23 protein-coding genes and 1 pseudogene are annotated in these 18,881 nt (G+C 60.3%); 9 read left to right on the top strand and 15 right to left on the bottom strand.

Going from position 1 to position 18,881, the window contains the following annotated elements:
- Positions 1–7 precede the first annotated feature (7 nt).
- Positions 8–97: pseudogene (locus CKW30_RS27735) on the bottom strand (metal ABC transporter ATP-binding protein); the annotation flags it as partial.
- 110 nt (positions 98–207) lie between these two features.
- Between CKW30_RS27735 and CKW30_RS24420 the strand changes: the two are divergent.
- The 3 genes from CKW30_RS24420 to CKW30_RS24410 all read left to right on the top strand — a co-directional run bounded on the left by CKW30_RS24420 (position 208) and on the right by CKW30_RS24410 (position 2,555).
- Positions 208–693, top strand: a complete 486-nt coding sequence (locus CKW30_RS24420; protein WP_095182169.1) for a GNAT family N-acetyltransferase — start codon at positions 208–210, stop codon at positions 691–693.
- A 142-nt stretch (positions 694–835) separates the two neighbouring features.
- Entirely contained in the window at positions 836–2,248 is a 1,413-nt protein-coding gene (locus CKW30_RS24415) for an aspartate aminotransferase family protein (protein ID WP_095182168.1), read from the top strand.
- 82 nt (positions 2,249–2,330) lie between these two features.
- Complete coding sequence (locus tag CKW30_RS24410; RefSeq protein ID WP_016770808.1) at positions 2,331–2,555, top strand: MbtH family protein; 225 nt, start codon at positions 2,331–2,333, stop codon at positions 2,553–2,555.
- A 176-nt stretch (positions 2,556–2,731) separates the two neighbouring features.
- On the opposite strand, the gene CKW30_RS24405 is transcribed toward CKW30_RS24410, so the two are convergent.
- The 10 genes from CKW30_RS24405 to soxR form a co-directional block, all read right to left on the bottom strand.
- On the bottom strand, positions 2,732–3,637 hold the full coding sequence (locus CKW30_RS24405) for a metal ABC transporter solute-binding protein, Zn/Mn family (protein WP_095182167.1): 906 nt from the start codon (positions 3,635–3,637) through the stop codon (positions 2,732–2,734).
- Positions 3,638–4,537 carry a metal ABC transporter permease gene (locus CKW30_RS24400; protein ID WP_007917717.1) on the bottom strand — a complete coding sequence of 300 codons (900 nt, stop codon included), beginning with the start codon at positions 4,535–4,537 and terminating at the stop codon, positions 3,638–3,640.
- Entirely contained in the window at positions 4,537–5,250 is a 714-nt protein-coding gene (locus CKW30_RS24395) for a metal ABC transporter ATP-binding protein (protein WP_177434235.1), read from the bottom strand. The genes CKW30_RS24400 and CKW30_RS24395 overlap by 1 nt, the downstream gene beginning before the upstream one ends.
- Before the next feature lie 134 nt (positions 5,251–5,384).
- The gene (locus CKW30_RS24390; protein WP_056788579.1) at positions 5,385–6,314 is read right to left on the bottom strand and encodes a metal ABC transporter substrate-binding protein; all 930 of its coding nucleotides are present in this window, start codon (positions 6,312–6,314) and stop codon (positions 5,385–5,387) included.
- A 35-nt stretch (positions 6,315–6,349) separates the two neighbouring features.
- The gene (locus CKW30_RS24385) at positions 6,350–6,925 is read right to left on the bottom strand and encodes a DUF6162 family protein (RefSeq protein WP_095182165.1); all 576 of its coding nucleotides are present in this window, start codon (positions 6,923–6,925) and stop codon (positions 6,350–6,352) included.
- The gene (locus tag CKW30_RS24380) at positions 6,922–7,260 is read right to left on the bottom strand and encodes a hypothetical protein (protein WP_016770802.1); all 339 of its coding nucleotides are present in this window, start codon (positions 7,258–7,260) and stop codon (positions 6,922–6,924) included. The genes CKW30_RS24385 and CKW30_RS24380 overlap by 4 nt, the downstream gene beginning before the upstream one ends.
- Complete coding sequence (locus CKW30_RS24375) at positions 7,257–7,799, bottom strand: hypothetical protein (RefSeq protein ID WP_016770801.1); 543 nt, start codon at positions 7,797–7,799, stop codon at positions 7,257–7,259. The genes CKW30_RS24380 and CKW30_RS24375 overlap by 4 nt, the downstream gene beginning before the upstream one ends.
- On the bottom strand, positions 7,796–8,995 hold the full coding sequence (locus CKW30_RS24370) for a PepSY domain-containing protein (RefSeq protein WP_095182164.1): 1,200 nt from the start codon (positions 8,993–8,995) through the stop codon (positions 7,796–7,798). The genes CKW30_RS24375 and CKW30_RS24370 overlap by 4 nt, the downstream gene beginning before the upstream one ends.
- A gap of 214 nt (positions 8,996–9,209) precedes the next feature.
- Positions 9,210–9,668: a VOC family protein gene (locus CKW30_RS24365; protein WP_095182163.1), complete on the bottom strand. Its 459-nt coding sequence runs from the start codon at positions 9,666–9,668 to the stop codon at positions 9,210–9,212.
- A 111-nt stretch (positions 9,669–9,779) separates the two neighbouring features.
- Complete coding sequence (soxR, locus tag CKW30_RS24360; protein WP_016770798.1) at positions 9,780–10,232, bottom strand: redox-sensitive transcriptional activator SoxR; 453 nt, start codon at positions 10,230–10,232, stop codon at positions 9,780–9,782.
- Between the two features lie 93 nt (positions 10,233–10,325).
- Here soxR and CKW30_RS24355 point away from each other — a divergent pair, with 93 nt between their 5' ends.
- The 5 genes from CKW30_RS24355 (at position 10,326) to CKW30_RS24335 (ending at position 15,024) form a co-directional block, all read left to right on the top strand.
- On the top strand, positions 10,326–10,688 hold the full coding sequence (locus tag CKW30_RS24355) for an antibiotic biosynthesis monooxygenase (RefSeq protein WP_095182162.1): 363 nt from the start codon (positions 10,326–10,328) through the stop codon (positions 10,686–10,688).
- A 101-nt stretch (positions 10,689–10,789) separates the two neighbouring features.
- A complete protein-coding gene (locus tag CKW30_RS24350; RefSeq protein WP_016770723.1) occupies positions 10,790–11,059 on the top strand; it encodes a hypothetical protein in 270 nt (89 codons plus the stop codon).
- 101 nt (positions 11,060–11,160) lie between these two features.
- The gene (locus tag CKW30_RS24345; RefSeq protein ID WP_076563682.1) at positions 11,161–11,775 is read left to right on the top strand and encodes a LysE family translocator; all 615 of its coding nucleotides are present in this window, start codon (positions 11,161–11,163) and stop codon (positions 11,773–11,775) included.
- Positions 11,776–11,980: 205 nt separating this feature from the next.
- Positions 11,981–13,147, top strand: coding sequence for an aminotransferase class V-fold PLP-dependent enzyme (locus tag CKW30_RS24340; RefSeq protein WP_095182161.1), 1,167 nt, complete (start codon positions 11,981–11,983; stop codon positions 13,145–13,147).
- Positions 13,148–13,215: 68 nt separating this feature from the next.
- On the top strand, positions 13,216–15,024 hold the full coding sequence (locus CKW30_RS24335; RefSeq protein ID WP_095182160.1) for an aminopeptidase P family protein: 1,809 nt from the start codon (positions 13,216–13,218) through the stop codon (positions 15,022–15,024).
- A gap of 44 nt (positions 15,025–15,068) precedes the next feature.
- On the opposite strand, the gene CKW30_RS24330 is transcribed toward CKW30_RS24335, so the two are convergent.
- On the bottom strand, positions 15,069–15,665 hold the full coding sequence (locus tag CKW30_RS24330) for a 2-hydroxychromene-2-carboxylate isomerase (protein WP_095182262.1): 597 nt from the start codon (positions 15,663–15,665) through the stop codon (positions 15,069–15,071).
- 41 nt (positions 15,666–15,706) lie between these two features.
- Complete coding sequence (locus tag CKW30_RS24325) at positions 15,707–16,435, bottom strand: SDR family oxidoreductase (protein ID WP_095182159.1); 729 nt, start codon at positions 16,433–16,435, stop codon at positions 15,707–15,709.
- Between the two features lie 91 nt (positions 16,436–16,526).
- Here CKW30_RS24325 and CKW30_RS24320 point away from each other — a divergent pair, with 91 nt between their 5' ends.
- Positions 16,527–17,096, top strand: a complete 570-nt coding sequence (locus tag CKW30_RS24320; protein WP_095182158.1) for a TetR/AcrR family transcriptional regulator — start codon at positions 16,527–16,529, stop codon at positions 17,094–17,096.
- Here the strand turns inward: CKW30_RS24320 and CKW30_RS24315 are convergent, their stop codons facing one another.
- A complete protein-coding gene (locus CKW30_RS24315; RefSeq protein WP_095182157.1) occupies positions 17,097–17,378 on the bottom strand; it encodes a hypothetical protein in 282 nt (93 codons plus the stop codon).
- A gap of 167 nt (positions 17,379–17,545) precedes the next feature.
- The gene (gene rhtA / locus CKW30_RS24310) at positions 17,546–18,433 is read right to left on the bottom strand and encodes a threonine/homoserine exporter RhtA (RefSeq protein ID WP_095182156.1); all 888 of its coding nucleotides are present in this window, start codon (positions 18,431–18,433) and stop codon (positions 17,546–17,548) included.
- Positions 18,434–18,881: the final 448 nt, after the last annotated feature.

Below are 18,881 nucleotides of genomic sequence, written 5' to 3'. Positions count from 1 at the left end.
AGATCCCCTGTGAGAGCGAGCCTGCTCGCGAATGCGGTAAGTCATTCAACATCGACGTTGACTGGCCTGACGCTTTCGCGAGCAGGCTCGCTCCCACAAATGATCACGTTCTTCCACATCAAATGTAACTTCTCGGCGTTCGCAATCCGTCAGGGTTGGGGCTAAGGTCAACCCAGCTTTGACTCAAAGGATTGAGGGAACTGCGCCATGGAAGCACCCGTCTGCGTTCGTTCGGCCACTCTGGCCGACACCGGCATCATCAACCGTATTGTCGAGCGCTCGATCCGTATCGGATGTGCACTCGATCACCGCAACCATCCACTTCTGGTCAGCGACTGGCTCAACCGCTCCTCCGCCGATTTCATCAGTAGCCGGCTCGCCGACCCACACTTTTATCTCTGTATCGCTTCGTTCGAAGACAAACCCGTCGGTGTCGGCATGGCCCGGGTCAGTGGCGAAATCCCGCTGTGTTACGTCCAGCCTGAATCCTTTCGCCGGGGCGTCGGCAGGGCGCTGATGCACAATCTCGAGGGCTGGTTGCGCATTCGTGGTGTGCAGCATGTGCACCTCAACAGCACCCGCACCGCCGAGGCGTTCTATCGGCACCTGGGTTACCAACAGGCAGCGCCACCCGGCCTCTCCACCGGCTTGCAAACCGTGCCGCTGCACAAACCTTTGTCCTCACCGGCCTGACAACTCGATCAAGGGTGTAAATCCGCACCGCGCTGAAGCGTTTCCAGAACAGGAAAACCTGCAAGTGCGCCCCGCGACCGGAACGCGCACCTGTCGGTGTGCTGTTTTGGTCACTATCCATAGCGAATTGAGGGGTCGAGAGATGTCAGTCGCCACCAGTCTTATCGAAGCGTCGTCGGCCCGGGTCGCCTCGGCGCCAGCGGAGACGTTGTACGAATTCCACGAATCACCGTTACTGGCGCGCCAGAGTCGCCAGGAATCCAATGCGCGCAGCTATCCACGCCGCATTCCGCTGGCGCTCAAGCGTGCCAAGGGCCTGTATGTCGAGGATGTCGAAGGGCGTACCTTCATCGACTGCCTGGCTGGGGCCGGCACGTTGGCGCTGGGGCACAACCACCCGGTAGTGATTGAGGCGATCCAGCAGGTGCTGGCCGATGAGTTGCCGCTGCACACCCTCGACCTGACTACGCCGGTCAAGGATCAATTCGTCCAGGACCTGTTCGGACTGCTGCCCACGGAGTTGGCGGCACAGGCGAAAATCCAGTTCTGCGGCCCGACCGGCACCGACGCCGTGGAAGCAGCATTGAAACTGGTGCGCACGGCCACTGGCCGCAGCACCGTGCTGTCATTTTCCGGCGGTTATCACGGCATGAGTCAGGGTGCGTTGAGCCTGATGGGCAGCCTGGGGCCGAAAAAACCACTGGGTGCCTTGCTCAGCAATGGCGTGCAGTTCATGCCGTTCCCCTACGACTACCGTTGCCCGTTCGGCCTCGGCGGCGCGGCGGGCGTCAACGCCAATCTGAGCTACCTGGAAAACCTGCTCAACGATCCCGAGGCTGGCGTGCAATTGCCGGCGGCGGTGATCGTCGAAGCGGTGCAGGGCGAGGGCGGGGTGATTCCGGCCGATATCGAGTGGTTGCGTGGCTTGCGCCGAATTACCGAAAGAGCCGGGGTGGCGCTGATCGTTGATGAGATCCAGAGCGGGTTCGCCCGCACTGGCAAGATGTTTGCCTTTGAACACGCGGGCATCGTTCCGGATGTGGTTGTACTGTCCAAAGCCATCGGCGGCAGCCTGCCCTTGGCGGTGGTGGTTTACCGCGACTGGCTCGACACCTGGCAACCGGGCGCCCACGCCGGCACGTTCCGTGGCAATCAGATGGCCATGGCCGCCGGTTCAGCGGTGATGCGCTATCTGGTGGAGCACAAGGTTTGCGAGCACGCAGCCGCCATGGGTGATCGACTCAGCGAGCATCTGCACATCCTGCAACGCGACTTCCCGCAGATGGGCGATATTCGTGGTCGCGGCCTGATGCTCGGCGTCGAACTGGTGGACCCGAACGGCGCGCCCGACGCGCTCGGTCATCCGCCAGCGTTTGCGCGTCTGGCGCCGCTGGTTCAGCGTGAATGCCTCAAGCGTGGCCTGATTCTGGAGCTGGGCGGTCGCCATGGCGCAGTGGTGCGCTTCCTGCCGCCGCTGGTGATCACTGCCGCGGAAGTCGACCGGGTGGCCGAGATCTTCGGTCGCGCATTGGCCGCTGCCACCACCGCGCTGTAAATTTTTCCGCGCGGCGAACGTTCTTTCTACATACCCGGCTGCATTCTTTGTGCAGCCGACCTTACAACGATGGAGAACCAGCATGACGTCAGTATTCGACCGCGAGGACATCCTCTTTCAGGTCGTGGTCAACCACGAAGAGCAATACTCGATCTGGCCCGATTACAAAGCTGTGCCGCAAGGCTGGCGCACAGTGGGCAAGAGCGGCCTGAAAAAGGAATGCCTGGCCTACATCGAAGAAGTCTGGACCGACATGCGCCCGTTGAGCCTGCGCCAGAAGATGGATGCGCAAGTCGCGGCGCAATAAGCGACCGGGCATAAAAAACCCGCTGGGCCAGTGAGGGTCAGCGGGTTTTTTCATGTCTGGAGAGTGACGTTGTGGGTGCGGGCCTCTTCGCGAGCAGGCTCGCTCCCACAGGGAATCGCATTTCAACTGTGGGAGCGAGCCTGCTCGCGAAGAACGATTACGCGGACTTACTGAAACTACGCTCCGCTCAACCCCTTGAGCAACAAATCCACATTCCCCTCCAGCTCCGCCAGCGGATCTGCCGCATCGGTACTCAACACCACCAGCCGGCTGCCGGATTCGGCAATCGCTGCTTTCACCGGCTCCGCTGGCTGGCGATGGTGTAGCACCACTGCCACGTCATTGTCCTTTAGCGTCGCCGTCAGCTTCTTCAACTCCTCTGGCGTCCACTCGGCATCAGGCCGCGCGTCCTGTCCGGCCAGTTCAAGGTTGAGGCTGCCAATCAGATAGCCGAAGTGATCGCTCAAACTCATCACACTCAGGTTGTCCGCCTCGGCCAGGCGCGCTTCGGTGTCCGCGCTGAGTTTCAGCAAGCGCTGTTTCAACGCCGCCAGGTTGGCTTCGATCGAAGGTTTGGCGCTCGGTGCCAGGCGCACCAGGTCTGCCGCCATCACATCGGCCATGCGCCCCATATTGTTGCTCGCCAGCCATGGCTGACTGTTCAGGCCATCAACCTGCAGGCCCGGCTGCACGGCGATGCCGGGCAGGGCGCCGTCGACCGGGCGCGCAGCGTCGACTTCGACGATACGGATGTTGCTGCGCCGCGCGACTGGGTACAGCGGATCATCGGCCCACAGCGAACGCAGACCGATTACCGCGTCCGCGTCGGTGGCCAGTTTGCTCAAAGCCGGAGCGCCACGGCCGGTGAAATAGGCGGTCTGGCGGCTGCCGGGCAGGTTGGCCGGTGCTGCGCGTTCGAGGTTGACGTCGGTACCCTTGAGTAATGCTTCGCCCAATCCATAGGTGATCGGTAACGAGGCCAGAACGCGCAACGGTTTCGCAGTTTCAGCCGCCATCAACGGAGTGCAGACCACGCCACACAGGGCCATGGCCAGAGTCAGGTTACGCAATGAAAAAGCCATTTATCCAAGGTTCCCTTTCAGGCTGGGGACGACGCCGCGCGCAATGGCGGCGAGGGCGAAAGCGATGCCGGCGACCAGAATGATCGCGGCGCCGGACGGGATCGGCAGATCGAAGACGATCGGCGCGAGAATCCCGCACAGGGTGCTGACGGTAGCGATCAGCACCGAACACCAGAAAAAACCTTTGAGCGACTGGCTAAGCAAGCGCGCCGCTGCCGCCGGAATCACCAGCAAGGCACCGACCAGAATCGCGCCAATCACCTTCACGGCGGCGACGGTGATCAGGGTCACCAGAATCACGAACAGGTAATCCAGGGTCTTGACCGCTACGCCACGCACCGCCGCCAGTTGCGGATTGAAACTGGCGAGCATGATGCGGTTGTACAGCGGCAGGGCGAGGGCCATGACCAGCGAACCGACGATCGCCAGCACCGCCAGATCATTGCCGTTGACGGTCAATACCGAACCGAACAGCACGTTTTCCAGAATGTGCACGTTGATCTTGCCGGCGAGAATCAGCAGCAGGCTCGCGCCCAGTGCCAGCGACACCGAGAGAAACACGCCGATCAGCGTATCCGGTGCCAGCCCGGTACGGTTGCGCAGGTAATTGAGTAGGATGCCGAACAGCAGGCAGTAGCCGAACAGGCTGCCGTACGGGCCGGTGTAGGGTTCGCCGAGCAGAATACCGATGGCGACACCGGTCAACGCGGCATGGCCGACTGCTTCGGAAAAGAACGCGAAGCGCTTGACCACCACCAGCGTGCCGAGCCCGCCCAGCACCGGGCCGATCAGCAGGCCCGCGAGCAAGGCGTTGACCACGAAACCGTAGGCCAGCGCTTCCGGCAGATAACCGGAAGACGCCCAACCCTGAACCATCAAACGAAAGGCTTCGTAACTCATCAGACCGCGCTCCGTGGATGGGTGGAAAACAGCGTCAGCAGACGTTCAGGGGTCAGCGCCAGTTGCGGTGTGGCGTCGAACAGCACGCGGCGGTTGAGACCGGTGACCCGATCGGCCAGCCGACCCACCGCTTCCAGATCATGCTCGATCCACAGCACGGTGATGCCCGCCGCGCGCCAGTCAGTCAGCAGACGTTCGAACACCTGGATCCCGGCCTCATCGAGGGCCGACATCGGCTCGTCGAGCACCAGCAGTTGCGGCGCCGGAATCAAACCCTGCGCGAGCAGCACCCGCTGGCGCTCACCGCCGGACAGCGCGCCCATGCGCCGCTTGCGCTTGTCCTGCATGCCGACCCGCTCCAGCGCTTCGCCGATGGCGCCGGCATAGTGTTTGCTCAAACCGAGAAAGGCCGGGCGGCGTTGACACATGGCGGCCATGAAATCGTCGACGGTCATCGGCAAACCGCGATCGAACTCCAGCGCCTGCGGAACGTAACCAATGGTGCCGGGCTCGCCGGGCCAGTGCAGGCTGAGCTGGCCCTGATGCGGCATCTGCCCCAGCAGCGTTTTGATCAGCGAACTCTTGCCACCACCATTGGGGCCGACCAGCGCATGCACGCTGCCGGGCTGCACCTGGAAGCTGACCTTGTCGAGAATCGTCGTGCGCCCCAGCGTCAGGCTCACTTCCGTAAACTCCAGCGATGGCCCGGTCATCCCCTGTGGGAGCGAGCCTGCTCGCGAATGCGGAGTGTCATTCAGCGAAGATGTTGCCTGATCCGGCGTCTTCGCGAGCAGGCTCGCTCCCACCGGGTTATTGGTGCTGTCAGGGATCAGGGTTTCTTTCGACGTCATGCTCCCGACTCCTGAATCGCCCGAACCACGGTGTTGAGGTTGCCGGTCATTTCCTTTTCGTACTTGTCGGCGGTGTATTCGCCGTAGGAAATGTGCGACAGCGGGTACAGCTTCACCCCGGATTCACGCTGGATGGTGTCGACGTAGCTGGACGGGAAATCCATCTCCGAGAAGATCACTTTCACGTCGAGTTCACGCAACTGGTCGATGGTCTTTTTCAGCTGACTCGGGCTTGGCTCGATGCCGTGGGCCGGCTCGACCACGGCCGTCACTTCCAGACCGAATTCGCGCAACAGATAGTCGTAAGCCGCGTGCACCGTGGCCACGCGCAGTTCGGCGTTCGGAGCCTGGGTCAGTTTAGCCAAGGCGTCGGCGCGCATCTGCCGCAGGCGTTTGCCGTAGGCGCGGGCGTTTTGCGTGTAGGTCTTGGCGTTGTCCGGATCGATCTTGCCCAGCTCGCGGGCGATATTGTTGACCTGGGCGATGGAGGCGCTGATCGACAGGAACGTGTGCGGATTGACCACTTTGCCAGCGCCGCGCGCAGCGACACCGGTGGCCGCCAGCAATGGCACGTTTTCGTTGGCTTCGATGGTTTTGACGTTGGGTGTTTCGCTGGCGGCGATCATCCGGTCGGCGAAGTCGTCATGGCCGACGCCGTTGAGCACGATCACGTCCAGTCCGCTGATGCGCTTGATGTCTTCGGCGCGCGGTTCGTAGGCGTGCGGATTGAAGCCCGCAGGAATCAGCGGCACCACTTCGGCCTTGTCGCCGACGATGTTGGCGACGTAGCTGTAATACGGATGCAGAGTGATGCCGATACGCAGGCGTTTGCCTTGCTCGGCGCTGGCCAACGGGCTCAGCAGGCAGGCGCACAGGCCAAGCAGAAACAGGCGTAACAATGGACGGCGAGGAGATGAAATGGACATGGGCAAGCAGTCTTCTCTCGGATAAAGGCGAGGAATCAATGGCGATGTTCGCGGGTAACCCCGGCATCGAATTGCGCGACGATCTGTTTCCAGCCAGCGGCGGACAGCGCGGCGTCTGACAGGTCCTCAGCAGGTGCGGAATCGGCGCTGCGGTTCAGCCAGATGTCCGGCGACGCGTTGGCGTCAGTGCCGACACGCAGCAGAAATGAGCCGGCGACATCAGGCGTCGCACTACGGCCGAAATAGGCCCGGTCGGCGAGCATCTGCCATGCGTGACCGCCACGGCTGACCGAACTGGCATCCTGCGCGAACGGCGCGAAACCTTCGTCGGCCAGCATTTGTGGCGTCGGCAGGGCTTGTTGCTCTTCGCGCAGCAAACGGATTTCGTCGAGGGTTACCCGCAGGTCGGCATAAATGCCTTGCTCGGCGGCACTGAGATCGCGGCGAGCGTCGTACTGGTTGCTGGCGACGGGCTCCGGTTCATGGGAAACCCCGCGCCACGCCACCACCGAGCCGGCGACCGCGAGGATCAGCAGGCACAACAGCAGCACGTTGAGGGTTTCATGGCCGGCGCCGGCCGGGCGTACCACTTGCGTCGTCGGGCTACTCATGGGGCTTCGATATCCGCCTGGTCGATTTCCACAACGTGGCCTGGGCCGGCATCGAACAGCACATAGAACTCACTGCCGGGCTTCTTGAACGTCAGCGTCGAGTCATCACCGAGTTTGCCCGGCACCAGAATGGTTTCGTCGTAGCCGATCACGTCGAGGGTCACCCCCGGCGCGCCGCTGCCGTCGGAGAAACCGCCGGTGCATTTGATCTGTTCGGCATCGATGGCTTTGCATTCGCACATCGGGTTGTGCGCCAGGGCGCTGGCGCTGAAACCGGCGCTCAGCAGCAGCGCGGCGCTGGCGAGCAAACGGGTCTGAAGGGGTGAGCGAGTCATGGTTTGGCTCCTTGTTTGTTCAGCCACGCAACCGTGGCGGGGGAGGCTTGGCTCAGGGGAATCGCGGCTTGGTGCATGCTGCCGTCCCAGCCTTCCATGGTGATCCACAGCTCGGCGTCAGGTTTGGTCTTTGCCGGGATCGGCATTTGCGTGCCCATGCGGTACGGGGTGCCGAAGAAGATCGTGCCAGCGGCGCGCAGACTGCGCGGTTTGCCAATGCGCAGGTAAGTGGCCTTGACCTGTTCGACGCAGGTATCACAAACGGCGGCAGTGAAATCCTTCATATAGCCGGCCGGACCGCTAAGGTGCGGCGCCTCGTCGCGCAGTTCGGCCAGGCGCAGGCTCCACGGGCCGACCTGAACGGTGCCTATTTCCCGTTGGCCCAGGCCACTGTCGCCGCGAAACAGCGAGGCATCGGCAAAGTATTTCGGCATGAAGCCCAGCGGGATCAGCAACAGCAGGACATTGATGTGGAAACGCCACTTGTGCCAGAAACGCGACAGGCGCGAGGGCGGTGTGACCGAGATGGCTTTGTTCACAGGCTGGCCTCCGAAGGTTCACGGCGCAGCGCCGGTTGGGCGGTGACGCGGTTTTTCTTGTCCTCGCGTTTAAGCGCATTGGCGGTGGCCAACGCGGTGCGCTTGGTCCAGATCAGCAGGCCGCTGAGGATCATCATGCTCAGCAACAGACCGAAGAAGAACCAGATCAGTTTGATCCAGATGCCGCCGAAGTCGCCGGTGTGCAGCGGGCGCATGGATTCGGTGACGAATTCCAGCGAGGAGCGATCGGACAGCAACCGTGAGGAGGCCATTTCGCCGTTGTACGGGTTGAGTGTTGCGGTCTGGTACATCAGCGGATACCAGCCACGGCCGCTGACGCTCATGTGCGAGTAGGCATTGCCCGGCAGGTTGACGTAGCTGGCTTCCAGCCCCGGAATCTTCTGCTGGGCGATTTCGATGGCGCGGTCCAGGCTGATACGCGGCGGCGGGGTGCCGGTGGCCGAGATCGGCACACTTTCGCGGGACATCGCCGGAATGATCGGTTCGCTGGAAATGGAAATCTGGTTATCGAACAGGATCGCCTTGATCAGGAACCAGATGCCGGTGATGGAAATCACCGCGATGAACCAGATCGACCAGATGCCGCACAGGCGATGAAAGTCGCCCCAGAAAATCCGCGCGCCGTGGCGCACGCGCAGGGTCGGGCGCAGGAAACCTTTCCAGAAGCGCTTGTACACCACCAGCCCGGTAATCAGCGACACCAGCATCGGCACGCCGAGCAGCGACACCAGATACCAGCCCCAGCTGTAGCCATTGGTGAACGGCACCAGCCACCAGCCATGCAGGGCGCGGGTGAACGCTTTGAAATCAAAGGCCGGCGCGGTGCCCTGGATGACCCCGGTGTACGGATTGACATAGACCGTCAACGAGCGCCCGTCGGGGTAGCTGACTTCGACGTCGAGGGCAAAGTGCGACTCGTCCGGACGATTGATGCTCTGCACCAGGGTTTGCGGCTCGGCCTGTTTGATCGCGGCGAGAATCTGGTCGTAGCTCAGTCGCGGCGCGTCGTCCGACGGCTGACTGGCGCGCATTTGCGGGTTGGCCAGCCAGACAATCTCCTGGCTGACCACCGCCAGCGTGCCGGTGACACAGACGATCAACACAAAGAACCAGATCGGCAACGCCAGCCAGCTATGCACCAGGAACCACAGTTTGGAACGGGATTTCTTCGACATGATTGCGCGTCTTGATTGCGGTGGAAGGGGCCGGGCTACGGGCTTCGCAGCACGGAACTCCCCGGGAGGCCGTTCGTGGCTTTTGCCTACGCGAACGGCCTGCATTCCTATAAGACGGATGAGCGAAGAAAATCCCGAAAGCGGATATGAAAGTAAATGTTTCGCAATTACATCGGCAGTGCATTTTTGCCGGTCGATCCGAGGCAAAAAGCCCTCAGCCTTGGCTGAACATCTCCATCGCCCGCTGGCGAATCTGCTCTTCGCTCAGATCCTCCTTGTGCGTGGCGAGAAACCACAGATGGCCGAACGGATCTCTCAAGGTACCGCTGCGGTCACCGTAAAACTGGTCTTTGACCTCGGAGACGCTTTGCGCGCCGGCATCCAGCGCTTGTTGAAAGGACTGGTCGACATCGGTGACATACAGGTGCAAGCCGATCGACACCGCCTGCTGTGGATTGCTCAACGGCCCTTGGTCGCAGGGCGTGCCGAGCATGATCGCGCTGTCGCCGATACGCAGTTCGGCGTGGCCGATATTGCCGTCGGGCATGGTCAGGCGCATGACTTCGCTGGCATTGAAGGCTTTCTTGTAGAACTCGATGGCCTCGGCGGCCTGTTGGATGCCGAGATACGGGGTAATGCTGTGATACCCCTCGGGAATGGGTTTGACGCTCATGACGTTCTCCCTGTTTTTGTTTTCAACAGATGTGGTTACACCGGATTTACCCGGAGCAATCACTATAGAACCGTCCTTGCTGCGCAAATTGTTCGCCGACGAGCAGCGTCATCACTCATCGCGAAAGTGCGGGCCTGGCCCTCGGTCACCGAGCATGTCGCCTTTATTGCGTAACGGACACGCCTCCATGGACAGACAGCCGCAGCCGATGCACCCGGTGAGCTGATCGCGCATCAGCGTAAGTTGCCTGATCCGTTCATCGAGCTCGCGCTGCCATTGTTCAGACAGCATTTTCCAGTCCGCCGCCGACGGCGCGCGATCCTGCGGCAGGATCTTCAGCGCTTCGCCGATTTCCGCCAGCGGTATCCCCAGCCGTTGCGCAACTTTGATCAACGCCACCCGGCGCAGGACGGCGCGCGGATAGCGGCGCTGGTTGCCGGCATTGCGTTCACTCTTGATCAAACCTTTGGCTTCATAAAAGTGCAGCGCCGTGACTGCGACGCCACTGCGCGCCGCAACCTCGCCCACGGTGAGAGGCTTGTGCACCTGCTCCTTGCTGATCATGCTGAAAATGCTCTTGACCTTGACTTAACTAGAGGTTTTACCCTGCAGCTCTTCGGGTCGCAAGGCTCGCTTCAAGATGAGTGGGGGCTTTCCATGACCAATCGCAGCTTTACCCAATTGATCGAATTCGAAATCGAACCCCGCCAGCAAGCAGCGCTGGTCTCGGCATTGGCGACGCAGACCGAGGGGCTGGCCCAGCGATACGACGGGTTTCTCAGCGCCAGCGTGCAGGCCAGCGACGACGGCCGCCGCGTGCTGAGCTTTTTGCAATGGCAGAGCCGCGAAGCGGGGGAGGCGGCGTTTCGCAGTTTCGAAAGCGGCGAGGAGGATTTCTGGCAATTGATCCGCACCCATCGGGCGAAAACCGTGACCTTCAATTCGTTCCAGGTGCACAGCAGTATCGCCCGCAGCCACGACGACGCGCTGCACTGCCGTTTGCCGGTCAGCCAGTATTAGCGCAAAGCTGATAGCCACTATTGAGAGCGTTGATTTCTGCGCGAGCGTGCCCGGGCGTAGCCTTTCTCCATCGACCCCACATTGCTCGCCAGGACGCTCCCATGAACCGTTTACTGACTGTTTCGCTGATGCTCGCTGTTTCCGTACTCGCCGGTTGTGCCGGCCATGTTTCGCCCGAGCTGCGCCCTTACACCGCTGAAGAATCCCGCGAACTGGCGCTGGAAGCGCTGAACCGCAGCGGCTTGTCGTTCGACGAATACCACGCGAAAAAAGCCCAATTGCTCGGTCAGCCGCAGAAGACTTTTGGCTTCGACCAACAGGGTGAGATGAGCGCCGAGCGTGCCATACAGCTGCACGGTCGTCCAAGCTGAAAGCAAACTGTACTGCTTGAAGTTTTCCCTAACTGTCCGTGGGTTTGCCGGGCCGTGTGGGATAGGGTCAACAGCTGAATGACCCTGGATGGACTGCCTCGATGAACCTCTCGCTTGATCTGCTGTTGGCCTTTGCCCTGTTTGCCCTTGTCACCTCGATCACACCGGGGCCGAACAACACCATGTTGCTCGCGTCCGGAGTGAATTTCGGTTTCAACCGCACCATTCCACACATGCTCGGCATCAGCTGCGGCTTCTTTCTATTGGTGGTAGCGGTGGGCTTCGGCCTTGGCGCGGTGTTTCAGGCCTATCCGATTCTGTATACGGTGCTGCGTTATGTCGGCGCGGCGTATTTGTTGTATCTGGCGTGGAAAATCGCCCACTCCGGCCCGGTCGGCGACAGTGCCCACGGCGAGGCGAAACCGATCAGCTATCTGGGCGCTGCAGCGTTCCAGTGGGTCAATCCCAAAGCGTGGATCATGGCAATCGGTGCTATCAGCACGTACACGCCGATGCAGGGTTATTTCTATAACGTCGTGATCATCGCGGCGGTGTTCGCCATCATCAATCTGCCCAGTGTCGGCCTGTGGGCGGCGTGCGGCACGCTGTTGCGCAATGTGCTGAAAGATCCGCGCTGGTTGCGCGTGTTCAATTGGGGCATGGCGGCGCTGTTGGTGATCTCGCTGTATCCGTTACTTCTGGAAAGCTTTCACTGACGCATTGCTTCAATCGCCGGCCCGATGCCTGTTAAGCTCGGTTTCAGGAGCGTTCCTACGCACTTTTAAATGAAGCCCTACTTCTTTAACGGCATCCGATCAGGTATTGATGACGCTCTCGAACCCATGCACAGCTCACGAGGCTGTGCATTGTCGTTTGCAGACACGAGCCTCCTGATCCCGGAACACGCTCTGCGAGTCCTTTATGAACACACGTCCGTTGTATTTCGATTACGCCGCCACCACCCCGGTGGATGAGCGGGTCATCCAGGTGATGATCGAGTGTCTGGGTTTTCACGGTAACTTCGGTAACCCGGCGTCCAGCTCCCACGCTTTCGGCCAGCAGGCCCGGCAGACGGTCGAGCAGGCACGTCGGCAAGTTGCCGATCTGGTCGGCGCGCAGCCTGAGCAGATTGTCTGGACCTCCGGGGCCACCGAATCCAACAACCTCGCCCTCAAAGGCGTCGCTCAGGCCCGTGGCATTCCCGGCGGCCATATCATTACCAGTCAGATCGAACACAAGGCCATTCTCGACACCGCGCGGCAATTGCAGGACTCGGGCATTGCCGTGACCTATCTGGTGCCGGACGCCCAAGGCTTGATCACGCCGCAAGCGGTCAGCGAAGCGATGCGTGACGACACCTTTCTGGTCTCGCTGATGCTGGTCAACAATGAGTTGGGTACGGTCAACGATGTCGAGGCGATTGGCGAAGTGGTGCGCAGTCGGCAGGCGTTGTTTCATGTGGATGCGGCGCAAGGCGCGGGCAAAGTCGCGATCGATCTGAGCCGCTGGCCGGTGGATCTGATGTCGTTTTCCGCACACAAACTCTACGGCCCCAAGGGCATCGGCGCCTTGTATGTCGGCCCGCAGGCGCAGCAACGCTTGCAGGCACAGATCCACGGTGGCGGTCATGAAGGTGGCCTGCGCTCCGGAACCCTGGCGACTCATCAGATTGCCGGTATGGGCGCCGCATTCGCGCTGGCCGCCGACGCGTTCGTTGAAGAGAAGAACACGATTATTGCTTTGCGCGAACGCTTGCTCGCACGCTTGATGACTCTACCCGGCGTGCGCCTCAATGGCAGTGCCTCCCAACGTATTCCGCATACCCTGAGCCTGACCTTCAGCGAGGGCGAGTTCAACAGCGCCGCATTGAGCAATTCGATCGCGTTTTCCGCGACGTCGGCGTGTAATTCCGCAAGTAATGCGCCGTCCCACGTGCTGCTCGCGCTCGGGCATGATGCGCGGCTGGCGGGGCGCACCATTCGCTTGAGCCTCGGGCGGTTTACCAGCGTTGAGGATGTCGACAAGGCCGTTGACCTGATCACCACCGCCTGTGCCAGTGCCCCGGCATTCTGGGCGGCAGGGCTCTAAACAGCAGACGCTTTCCATGGCCGCGAAGGCTACGAACAATAACGATGACGCGATTAGCAGGAGACATGATGAGTTCCCACACCTTGACCGAAGGATCGGTGCCTCAGCGCCTGGCGCATACCCGTGAACTGATGCGCCGCGAAGGCATCCATGCGCTGCTGGTGCCGTCCGCCGACCCGCATCTTTCGGAATACCTGCCGGGTTACTGGCAGGGCCGGCAATGGCTGTCGGGTTTCCACGGTTCGGTCGGTACGCTGATCGTCACTGCGGATTTCGCCGGCGTGTGGGCCGACAGTCGTTACTGGGAACAGGCGACCAAAGAGCTCAACGGCAGCGGCATCGAACTGGTCAAGCTGCAACCGGGGCAACCGAGCCCGCTGGACTGGCTGGCCGAGCAAACCCCCGAGGGCGGCGTGGTTGCCGTGGATGGTGCGGTAATGGCGGTGGCTTCGGCGCGCACGCTGAGCAGCAAACTTGAAGTACGCGGCGCTCGCCTGCGCACCGATACCGACCTGTTGGAGGAAGTCTGGCGTGATCGCCCGAGCCTGCCGAACGCGCCGATCTATCAGCATCTGCCGCCGCAAGCGACCGTCAGCCGTGGCGAGAAACTCGCGAAATTGCGCGAAACCTTGCAAGAGCGTGGCGCCGATTGGCATTTCATCGCCACCCTGGATGACATTGCCTGGCTGTTCAACCTGCGTGGTGGGGATGTCTCGTTCAATCCGGTGTTTGTTTCGTTCGCCTTGATCAATCAGCAACAGGCCACGCTGTTCGTGGCGCTGAGCAAGGTCGATGCCGATCTGCGCGCCGTACTGGAGCAGGATGGCGTGACGCTGCGTGACTACAGCGAAGTGGCCGATGCGTTGCGTGCTGTGCCGAGTGACGCGAGCCTGCTGGTCGATCCGGCGCGAGTGACCACGGGGTTGCTGGATAACCTGGACAGTGGCGTGAAACTGGTCGAAGGCCTCAACCCGACCACGCTGGCCAAGTCGCAGAAAAGCGAAGCCGACGCGCAGCACATCCGTAAAGCCATGGAGCAGGATGGCGCAGCGTTGTGCGAATTCTTTGCCTGGCTGGAATCGGCGTGGGGGCGCGAGCGCATCACCGAACTGACCATCGACGAGAAACTTACCGCTGCCCGTGAACGTCGTCCCGATTACGTTTCGCTGAGCTTCAACACGATTGCCGCGTTCAACGCCAATGGCGCGATGCCGCACTATCACGCTACCGAAGAGGAGCATGCGTTGATCGAGGGCGATGGTCTGTTGCTCATCGATTCCGGTGGTCAATACCACGGCGGTACCACAGACATCACGCGGATGGTCCCGGTGGGTACGCCGACTCAGGAGCAGAAACAGGATTGCACGCGCGTGCTGAAAGGCGTGATTGCCTTGTCGCGGGCACGTTTCCCTAAAGGCATTCTGTCGCCGCTGCTCGACGCCATCGCTCGTGCGCCGATCTGGGCTGACAACGTCGACTACGGCCACGGCACCGGTCACGGCGTGGGCTATTTCCTCAACGTTCACGAAGGTCCGCAGGTAATTGCTTATCAGGCGGCACCGGCACCGCAAACGGCAATGCAGCCGGGGATGATCACCTCGATCGAACCCGGCACCTATCGTCCGGGCCGCTGGGGTGTGCGCATCGAGAACCTGGCGATGAACCGTGAGGCCGGCAGCAGCGAATTCGGCGACTTCCTCAAGTTCGAAACCCTGACGCTGTGCCCGATCGATACCCGCTGCCTGATTGCTGACCTGCTGACCCACGAAGAAAAGCAGTGGCTGAACGACTACCACCGCGAAGTGCGTGAGCGACTGAGTCCATTGCTGGATGGCGCGGCGTTGAGCTGGTTGAACGAGCGCACTGTGGCCATTTGATCGATTTACCCAAGGCACCGCTCGCGATGCCTTGGGGCTTGGCTTCAGTCCTGGCGCAATGCCTCTTCCACGAAGTCGAGTCGATCCTGACCGAAGAACAACTGATCGCCGATAAACATGCTGGGGGCACCGAAAACGCCGCGCCTGATGGCGGCTTCGGTGTTTTCCTTGAGTGCTGCTTTGACTGATTCATCGTTGGTCAGCGCGATTATCTCTTGGGGGTCGAAGCCGTTTTCAGTCAGCACGGCAGCAATGGTTTGCGGATCGTTGAGGTTACGACCTTCTACCCAAAGCGCCCTGAACAGGCAATCGACGAATTCGGCGAAACGCTGCGGCTGGCGCATCTGCATGCCAGTGACGGCACGCATCAATATCAGTGTGTTGATTGGAAAGTGCGGATTGAATCTGAGCTGGACGCCGTAGCGTTTGGCGAAGCGATCGAGGTCCTGAAACATGTAGCGGCCCTTGGCCGGAATCATTGCCGGCGAAGCGTTGCCGGTGGCTTTGAACACGCCACCCAACAGCATCGGGATGTAGATCAGTTCGCTATGGGTATCGGCGCAGATTTTCGCTAGCTGGGTGTGCGCCAGATAGGTGGTGGGGCTGCCGAGGTCGAAATAGAATTCCACGGTTTTCGTCATGATCAAATCGCTCTCTTATTGTTGTAATGAGGGGGGAGGGCTTACCAGCGTTCGTTCCATGGGCGCAGGTCCAGCTCAAAGGTCCACGCATCCCGTGGCTGACTGTGCAAATACCAATAGTTTTCGGCGATGTGCTCTGGATCGAGAATGCCGTCCTGATCCTTGGTCGCGTATTTCTCGGGAAAGCTGTTGCGGATGAAGTCGGTATCAATCGCACCATCAACCACGACGTGGGCGACATGAATGTTCATCGGCCCCAACTCTCTCGCCATGCTTTGCGCCAGTGCGCGGATGCCATGTTTGGCTCCAGCGAAAGCGGCAAATCCAGAAGCGCCGCGCAGCCCGGCCGTGGCACCAGTGAACAGAATCGTACCGCGCTGCCGAGTGACCATGCGCTTGGCCACTTCACGGGCATTGAGAAAACCGGAGAAGCAGGCCATCTCCCAGATCTTGAAATATTTGCGCGCGGTTTCTTCGAGAATGCTGCAGGGCACGTTGGCGCCGATGTTGAAGACAAAGGCTTCGATCGGGCCGACGCGGGTTTCGATGTCTTCGATCAAGGCGATGACGTCTTCTTCCTTGCGCGCATCGCAGGCAAAACCATGGGCCTCACCGCCCTCAGCGATGATTGCGTCAACCAGAGGCTGCAATTTGTCGGCGCTGCGCCGGGTCACGCAGGCTATAAACCCCTCACTGGCAAAGCGCTTGGCAATCGACCCGCCGGTGGCATCACCGGCACCGACAACCAACACGACCTTCTTGTTATTCATGGGTGAATCCCTTTGGGTTAACGATCGTTTAGTTAACGAACGTTATGCTAGGATTTGGGCAGCGTCAAGGCGATCTACTTCAGGAGATGACATGCGTTATTCGGCCGGACACAAATCGGAAACCCGCGAACGATTGCTGCAAAGCAGCGCGCTGTCGGCAAAGAAATCGGGGTTTTCCACGGTGGGCGTGGATGGCCTGATGAAAGCCATCGGTTTGAGTGGCGCCGCGTTCTACAGCCACTTTGCATCCAAGGATGCGTTGTTCGCTGCCATCGTCGAGCGAGAGTTGAGTGAAAGTCTTGAGCGCCTTGGTGGCCAGGGCGGTGCAGATCGGCAGCGGCTGGAGCGTTGTCTGAAGCAGTACCTGAGCATGGCCCACGTCGAGCAACCAGAGTCCGGTTGCGCGCTGCCGACATTGGGCGCGGAGATTGCCCGTGCCGATGTACAGGTGCGTGAGCAGGCTGAAGAATGGATCTGCCGCCTTCAGCAGGGCTGGGCCGAGATACTGGAAAGCGAGAGTCTGGCCTGGTCGGTGCTGTCGCAATGCGTGGGCGCATTGGTGGTTGCGCGGATGCTGGCAGCACCGGACGTGCAGCGTACGGTGTTGCGCTCGAGTCACGAGGAAATTACACGTCAGCTCGCTTTGCCGCGAGCCGAGTAGTTATTTGCAGATGACGATCATGCTGCGGCTGGTATAACCGGCGGGGTTCAGGCCGAACGGATAATCGCCAGGTTCCTCGACGACATCCCCGGATTTGGCGATCACCTTGTAACCCTTGGGGGCGCAGGAGTTGGCTGCGCTGGTGTAGCACTTGTCCCATGAGGATGAAAGACCGGAACAGTTGATGTGCAGTCCCTTCTTGCCGCGTTTGACCTGGGTTTCCGAAGTCGCCGCGCAACTCGCGATCGCCAGCAGGGCGATCATTAGCAAAATTCGTTTCATTACCATCCTTAATAGCGGCCGCGAGTCTGGTGCTCGGGTCTGCCTGTATTCGCTCGCGTTTGCAGCGTGGTGCCGTCCTTTGCGAAAAAATCCATGCCTGGCGATGGGTTACGCAGCTAAACATGGCCTAAATGAGCGCCAATTACCAGAGCCACTTTCGCTACGCTTCAGTCAGCCGCGACAGCAGGCTTTGCTCCGCTACCCATGGTCTTGGTTGCGCCCACTGAAGCCAGAATAATGCACAGGATGGCCAGCCATTGTGACAATGAAAGGTATTCCTGGAGAAAAAGCAGGCCTGACAGCGCGCCGAAGGCCGGCTCGATACTCATGAGCGTGCCGAAGGTGCGCGCGGGCATACGCGTCAGCGCGACCATCTCCAGGGTATAGGGCAGGGCGGTCGACAGAATGGCAACGCCGATAGCGACTGGAATCAACGATGGTGTAAGCAGCGCAGCACCGGCATGAACGATTCCGATCGGCGCCACGAACAGCGCGGCGATCATTACGCCGAGGGCTGCCGTCGTCACCCCGTTGTCGGCGCCGGCCTTTTGCCCGAACAAAATGTACAGCGCCCAGCAAACCCCGGCGCCGAGCGCATAGCCCGCTCCGACCAGATCAATGCCGGCAGTGGTAGCGCCGGTGGGTATCAATAGAAGCAAACCGGCTGCAGCGAGCGCGATCCAGACAAAATCGATGGCGCGGCGGGAGGCATATATAGCTACAGCCAATGGGCCGGTGAATTCCAACGCAACGGCGATGCCCAGCGGCACTGTGCGCAGCGACATATAGAAGAGGAAGTTCATTCCACCCAATGCCATTCCGTAGACGATCACGGTACGAAGAGACTTGGCGGTCAGCTTTGCACGCCATGGGCGCAGTATCAGCAGCATGATCACGCTGGCAAAGATCAGGCGAAGAGTGGTTGTTCCTTGTGCGCCGATAATGGGGAACATGCTTTTGGCCAGAGAAGCGCCCGACTGGATGGACGCCATGGCTATCATGAGCAGGCAAACCGGAAACAATGTGGAAGCAAGGGAGCGAGGTTGATCATTCATTGCGCGGCAGCATCCAAGGCAAAAACACAGTATTGTTGTGGTAGTGGGCAATATACTGCGCATTGGATGGGGGCGCGTCTATATATAGAAAGCGTTTTTGCTGATTTGAAAGAAAAGCGAAATTAACGGTTGACGGCAGATTCCAGAGGTCTATAATTCGCCCCACTTCCGGCGCAGTCGAAACGGAAAACTCCTTGAGATTCAAAGAGTTATGCGGTTTTCGACAGCGGGTTGCTTCAGATCATCGAAGCCTGGAAGGAGTTGAAAGAGCAGTGATGTGTAGCTCTTTTAACGGTTCGATCTTCTCGGTCGAAAGCGGAGAAAAAGAGGTGTTGACAGCAGCGATTAACGCTGTAGAATTCGCCTCCCGCTAACGAGAGATCGGAAGCGCAAGTGGTTGAAGTTGTTGAAGAATTCTTCGAAAACTTCTGAAAATAATCACTTGACA

Source organism: Pseudomonas sp. Irchel 3F6 (assembly GCF_900187595.1).
GTDB lineage: Bacteria > Pseudomonadota > Gammaproteobacteria > Pseudomonadales > Pseudomonadaceae > Aquipseudomonas > Aquipseudomonas siliginis.
This window is presented reverse-complemented; position numbering and strand designations above follow the sequence as displayed.

Excerpts from the sequence above, each read along its gene's own strand:
- CKW30_RS24420 (WP_095182169.1), top strand. The coding sequence starts at position 208 with ATGGAAGCACCCGTCTGCGTTCGTTCGGCCACTCTGGCCGACACCGGC.
- CKW30_RS24415 (WP_095182168.1), top strand. The coding sequence starts at position 836 with ATGTCAGTCGCCACCAGTCTTATCGAAGCGTCGTCGGCCCGGGTCGCC.
- CKW30_RS24410 (WP_016770808.1), top strand. The coding sequence starts at position 2,331 with ATGACGTCAGTATTCGACCGCGAGGACATCCTCTTTCAGGTCGTGGTC.
- CKW30_RS24405 (WP_095182167.1), bottom strand. The coding sequence starts at position 3,637 with ATGGCTTTTTCATTGCGTAACCTGACTCTGGCCATGGCCCTGTGTGGC.
- CKW30_RS24400 (WP_007917717.1), bottom strand. The coding sequence starts at position 4,537 with ATGAGTTACGAAGCCTTTCGTTTGATGGTTCAGGGTTGGGCGTCTTCC.
- CKW30_RS24395 (WP_177434235.1), bottom strand. The coding sequence starts at position 5,250 with ATGACCGGGCCATCGCTGGAGTTTACGGAAGTGAGCCTGACGCTGGGG.
- CKW30_RS24390 (WP_056788579.1), bottom strand. The coding sequence starts at position 6,314 with ATGTCCATTTCATCTCCTCGCCGTCCATTGTTACGCCTGTTTCTGCTT.
- CKW30_RS24385 (WP_095182165.1), bottom strand. The coding sequence starts at position 6,925 with ATGAGTAGCCCGACGACGCAAGTGGTACGCCCGGCCGGCGCCGGCCAT.
- CKW30_RS24380 (WP_016770802.1), bottom strand. The coding sequence starts at position 7,260 with ATGACTCGCTCACCCCTTCAGACCCGTTTGCTCGCCAGCGCCGCGCTG.
- CKW30_RS24370 (WP_095182164.1), bottom strand. The coding sequence starts at position 8,995 with ATGTCGAAGAAATCCCGTTCCAAACTGTGGTTCCTGGTGCATAGCTGG.
- CKW30_RS24365 (WP_095182163.1), bottom strand. The coding sequence starts at position 9,668 with ATGAGCGTCAAACCCATTCCCGAGGGGTATCACAGCATTACCCCGTAT.
- soxR (WP_016770798.1), bottom strand. The coding sequence starts at position 10,232 with ATGATCAGCAAGGAGCAGGTGCACAAGCCTCTCACCGTGGGCGAGGTT.
- CKW30_RS24355 (WP_095182162.1), top strand. The coding sequence starts at position 10,326 with ATGACCAATCGCAGCTTTACCCAATTGATCGAATTCGAAATCGAACCC.
- CKW30_RS24350 (WP_016770723.1), top strand. The coding sequence starts at position 10,790 with ATGAACCGTTTACTGACTGTTTCGCTGATGCTCGCTGTTTCCGTACTC.
- CKW30_RS24345 (WP_076563682.1), top strand. The coding sequence starts at position 11,161 with ATGAACCTCTCGCTTGATCTGCTGTTGGCCTTTGCCCTGTTTGCCCTT.
- CKW30_RS24340 (WP_095182161.1), top strand. The coding sequence starts at position 11,981 with ATGAACACACGTCCGTTGTATTTCGATTACGCCGCCACCACCCCGGTG.
- CKW30_RS24335 (WP_095182160.1), top strand. The coding sequence starts at position 13,216 with ATGAGTTCCCACACCTTGACCGAAGGATCGGTGCCTCAGCGCCTGGCG.
- CKW30_RS24330 (WP_095182262.1), bottom strand. The coding sequence starts at position 15,665 with ATGACGAAAACCGTGGAATTCTATTTCGACCTCGGCAGCCCCACCACC.
- CKW30_RS24325 (WP_095182159.1), bottom strand. The coding sequence starts at position 16,435 with ATGAATAACAAGAAGGTCGTGTTGGTTGTCGGTGCCGGTGATGCCACC.
- CKW30_RS24320 (WP_095182158.1), top strand. The coding sequence starts at position 16,527 with ATGCGTTATTCGGCCGGACACAAATCGGAAACCCGCGAACGATTGCTG.
- CKW30_RS24315 (WP_095182157.1), bottom strand. The coding sequence starts at position 17,378 with ATGAAACGAATTTTGCTAATGATCGCCCTGCTGGCGATCGCGAGTTGC.
- rhtA (WP_095182156.1), bottom strand. The coding sequence starts at position 18,433 with ATGAATGATCAACCTCGCTCCCTTGCTTCCACATTGTTTCCGGTTTGC.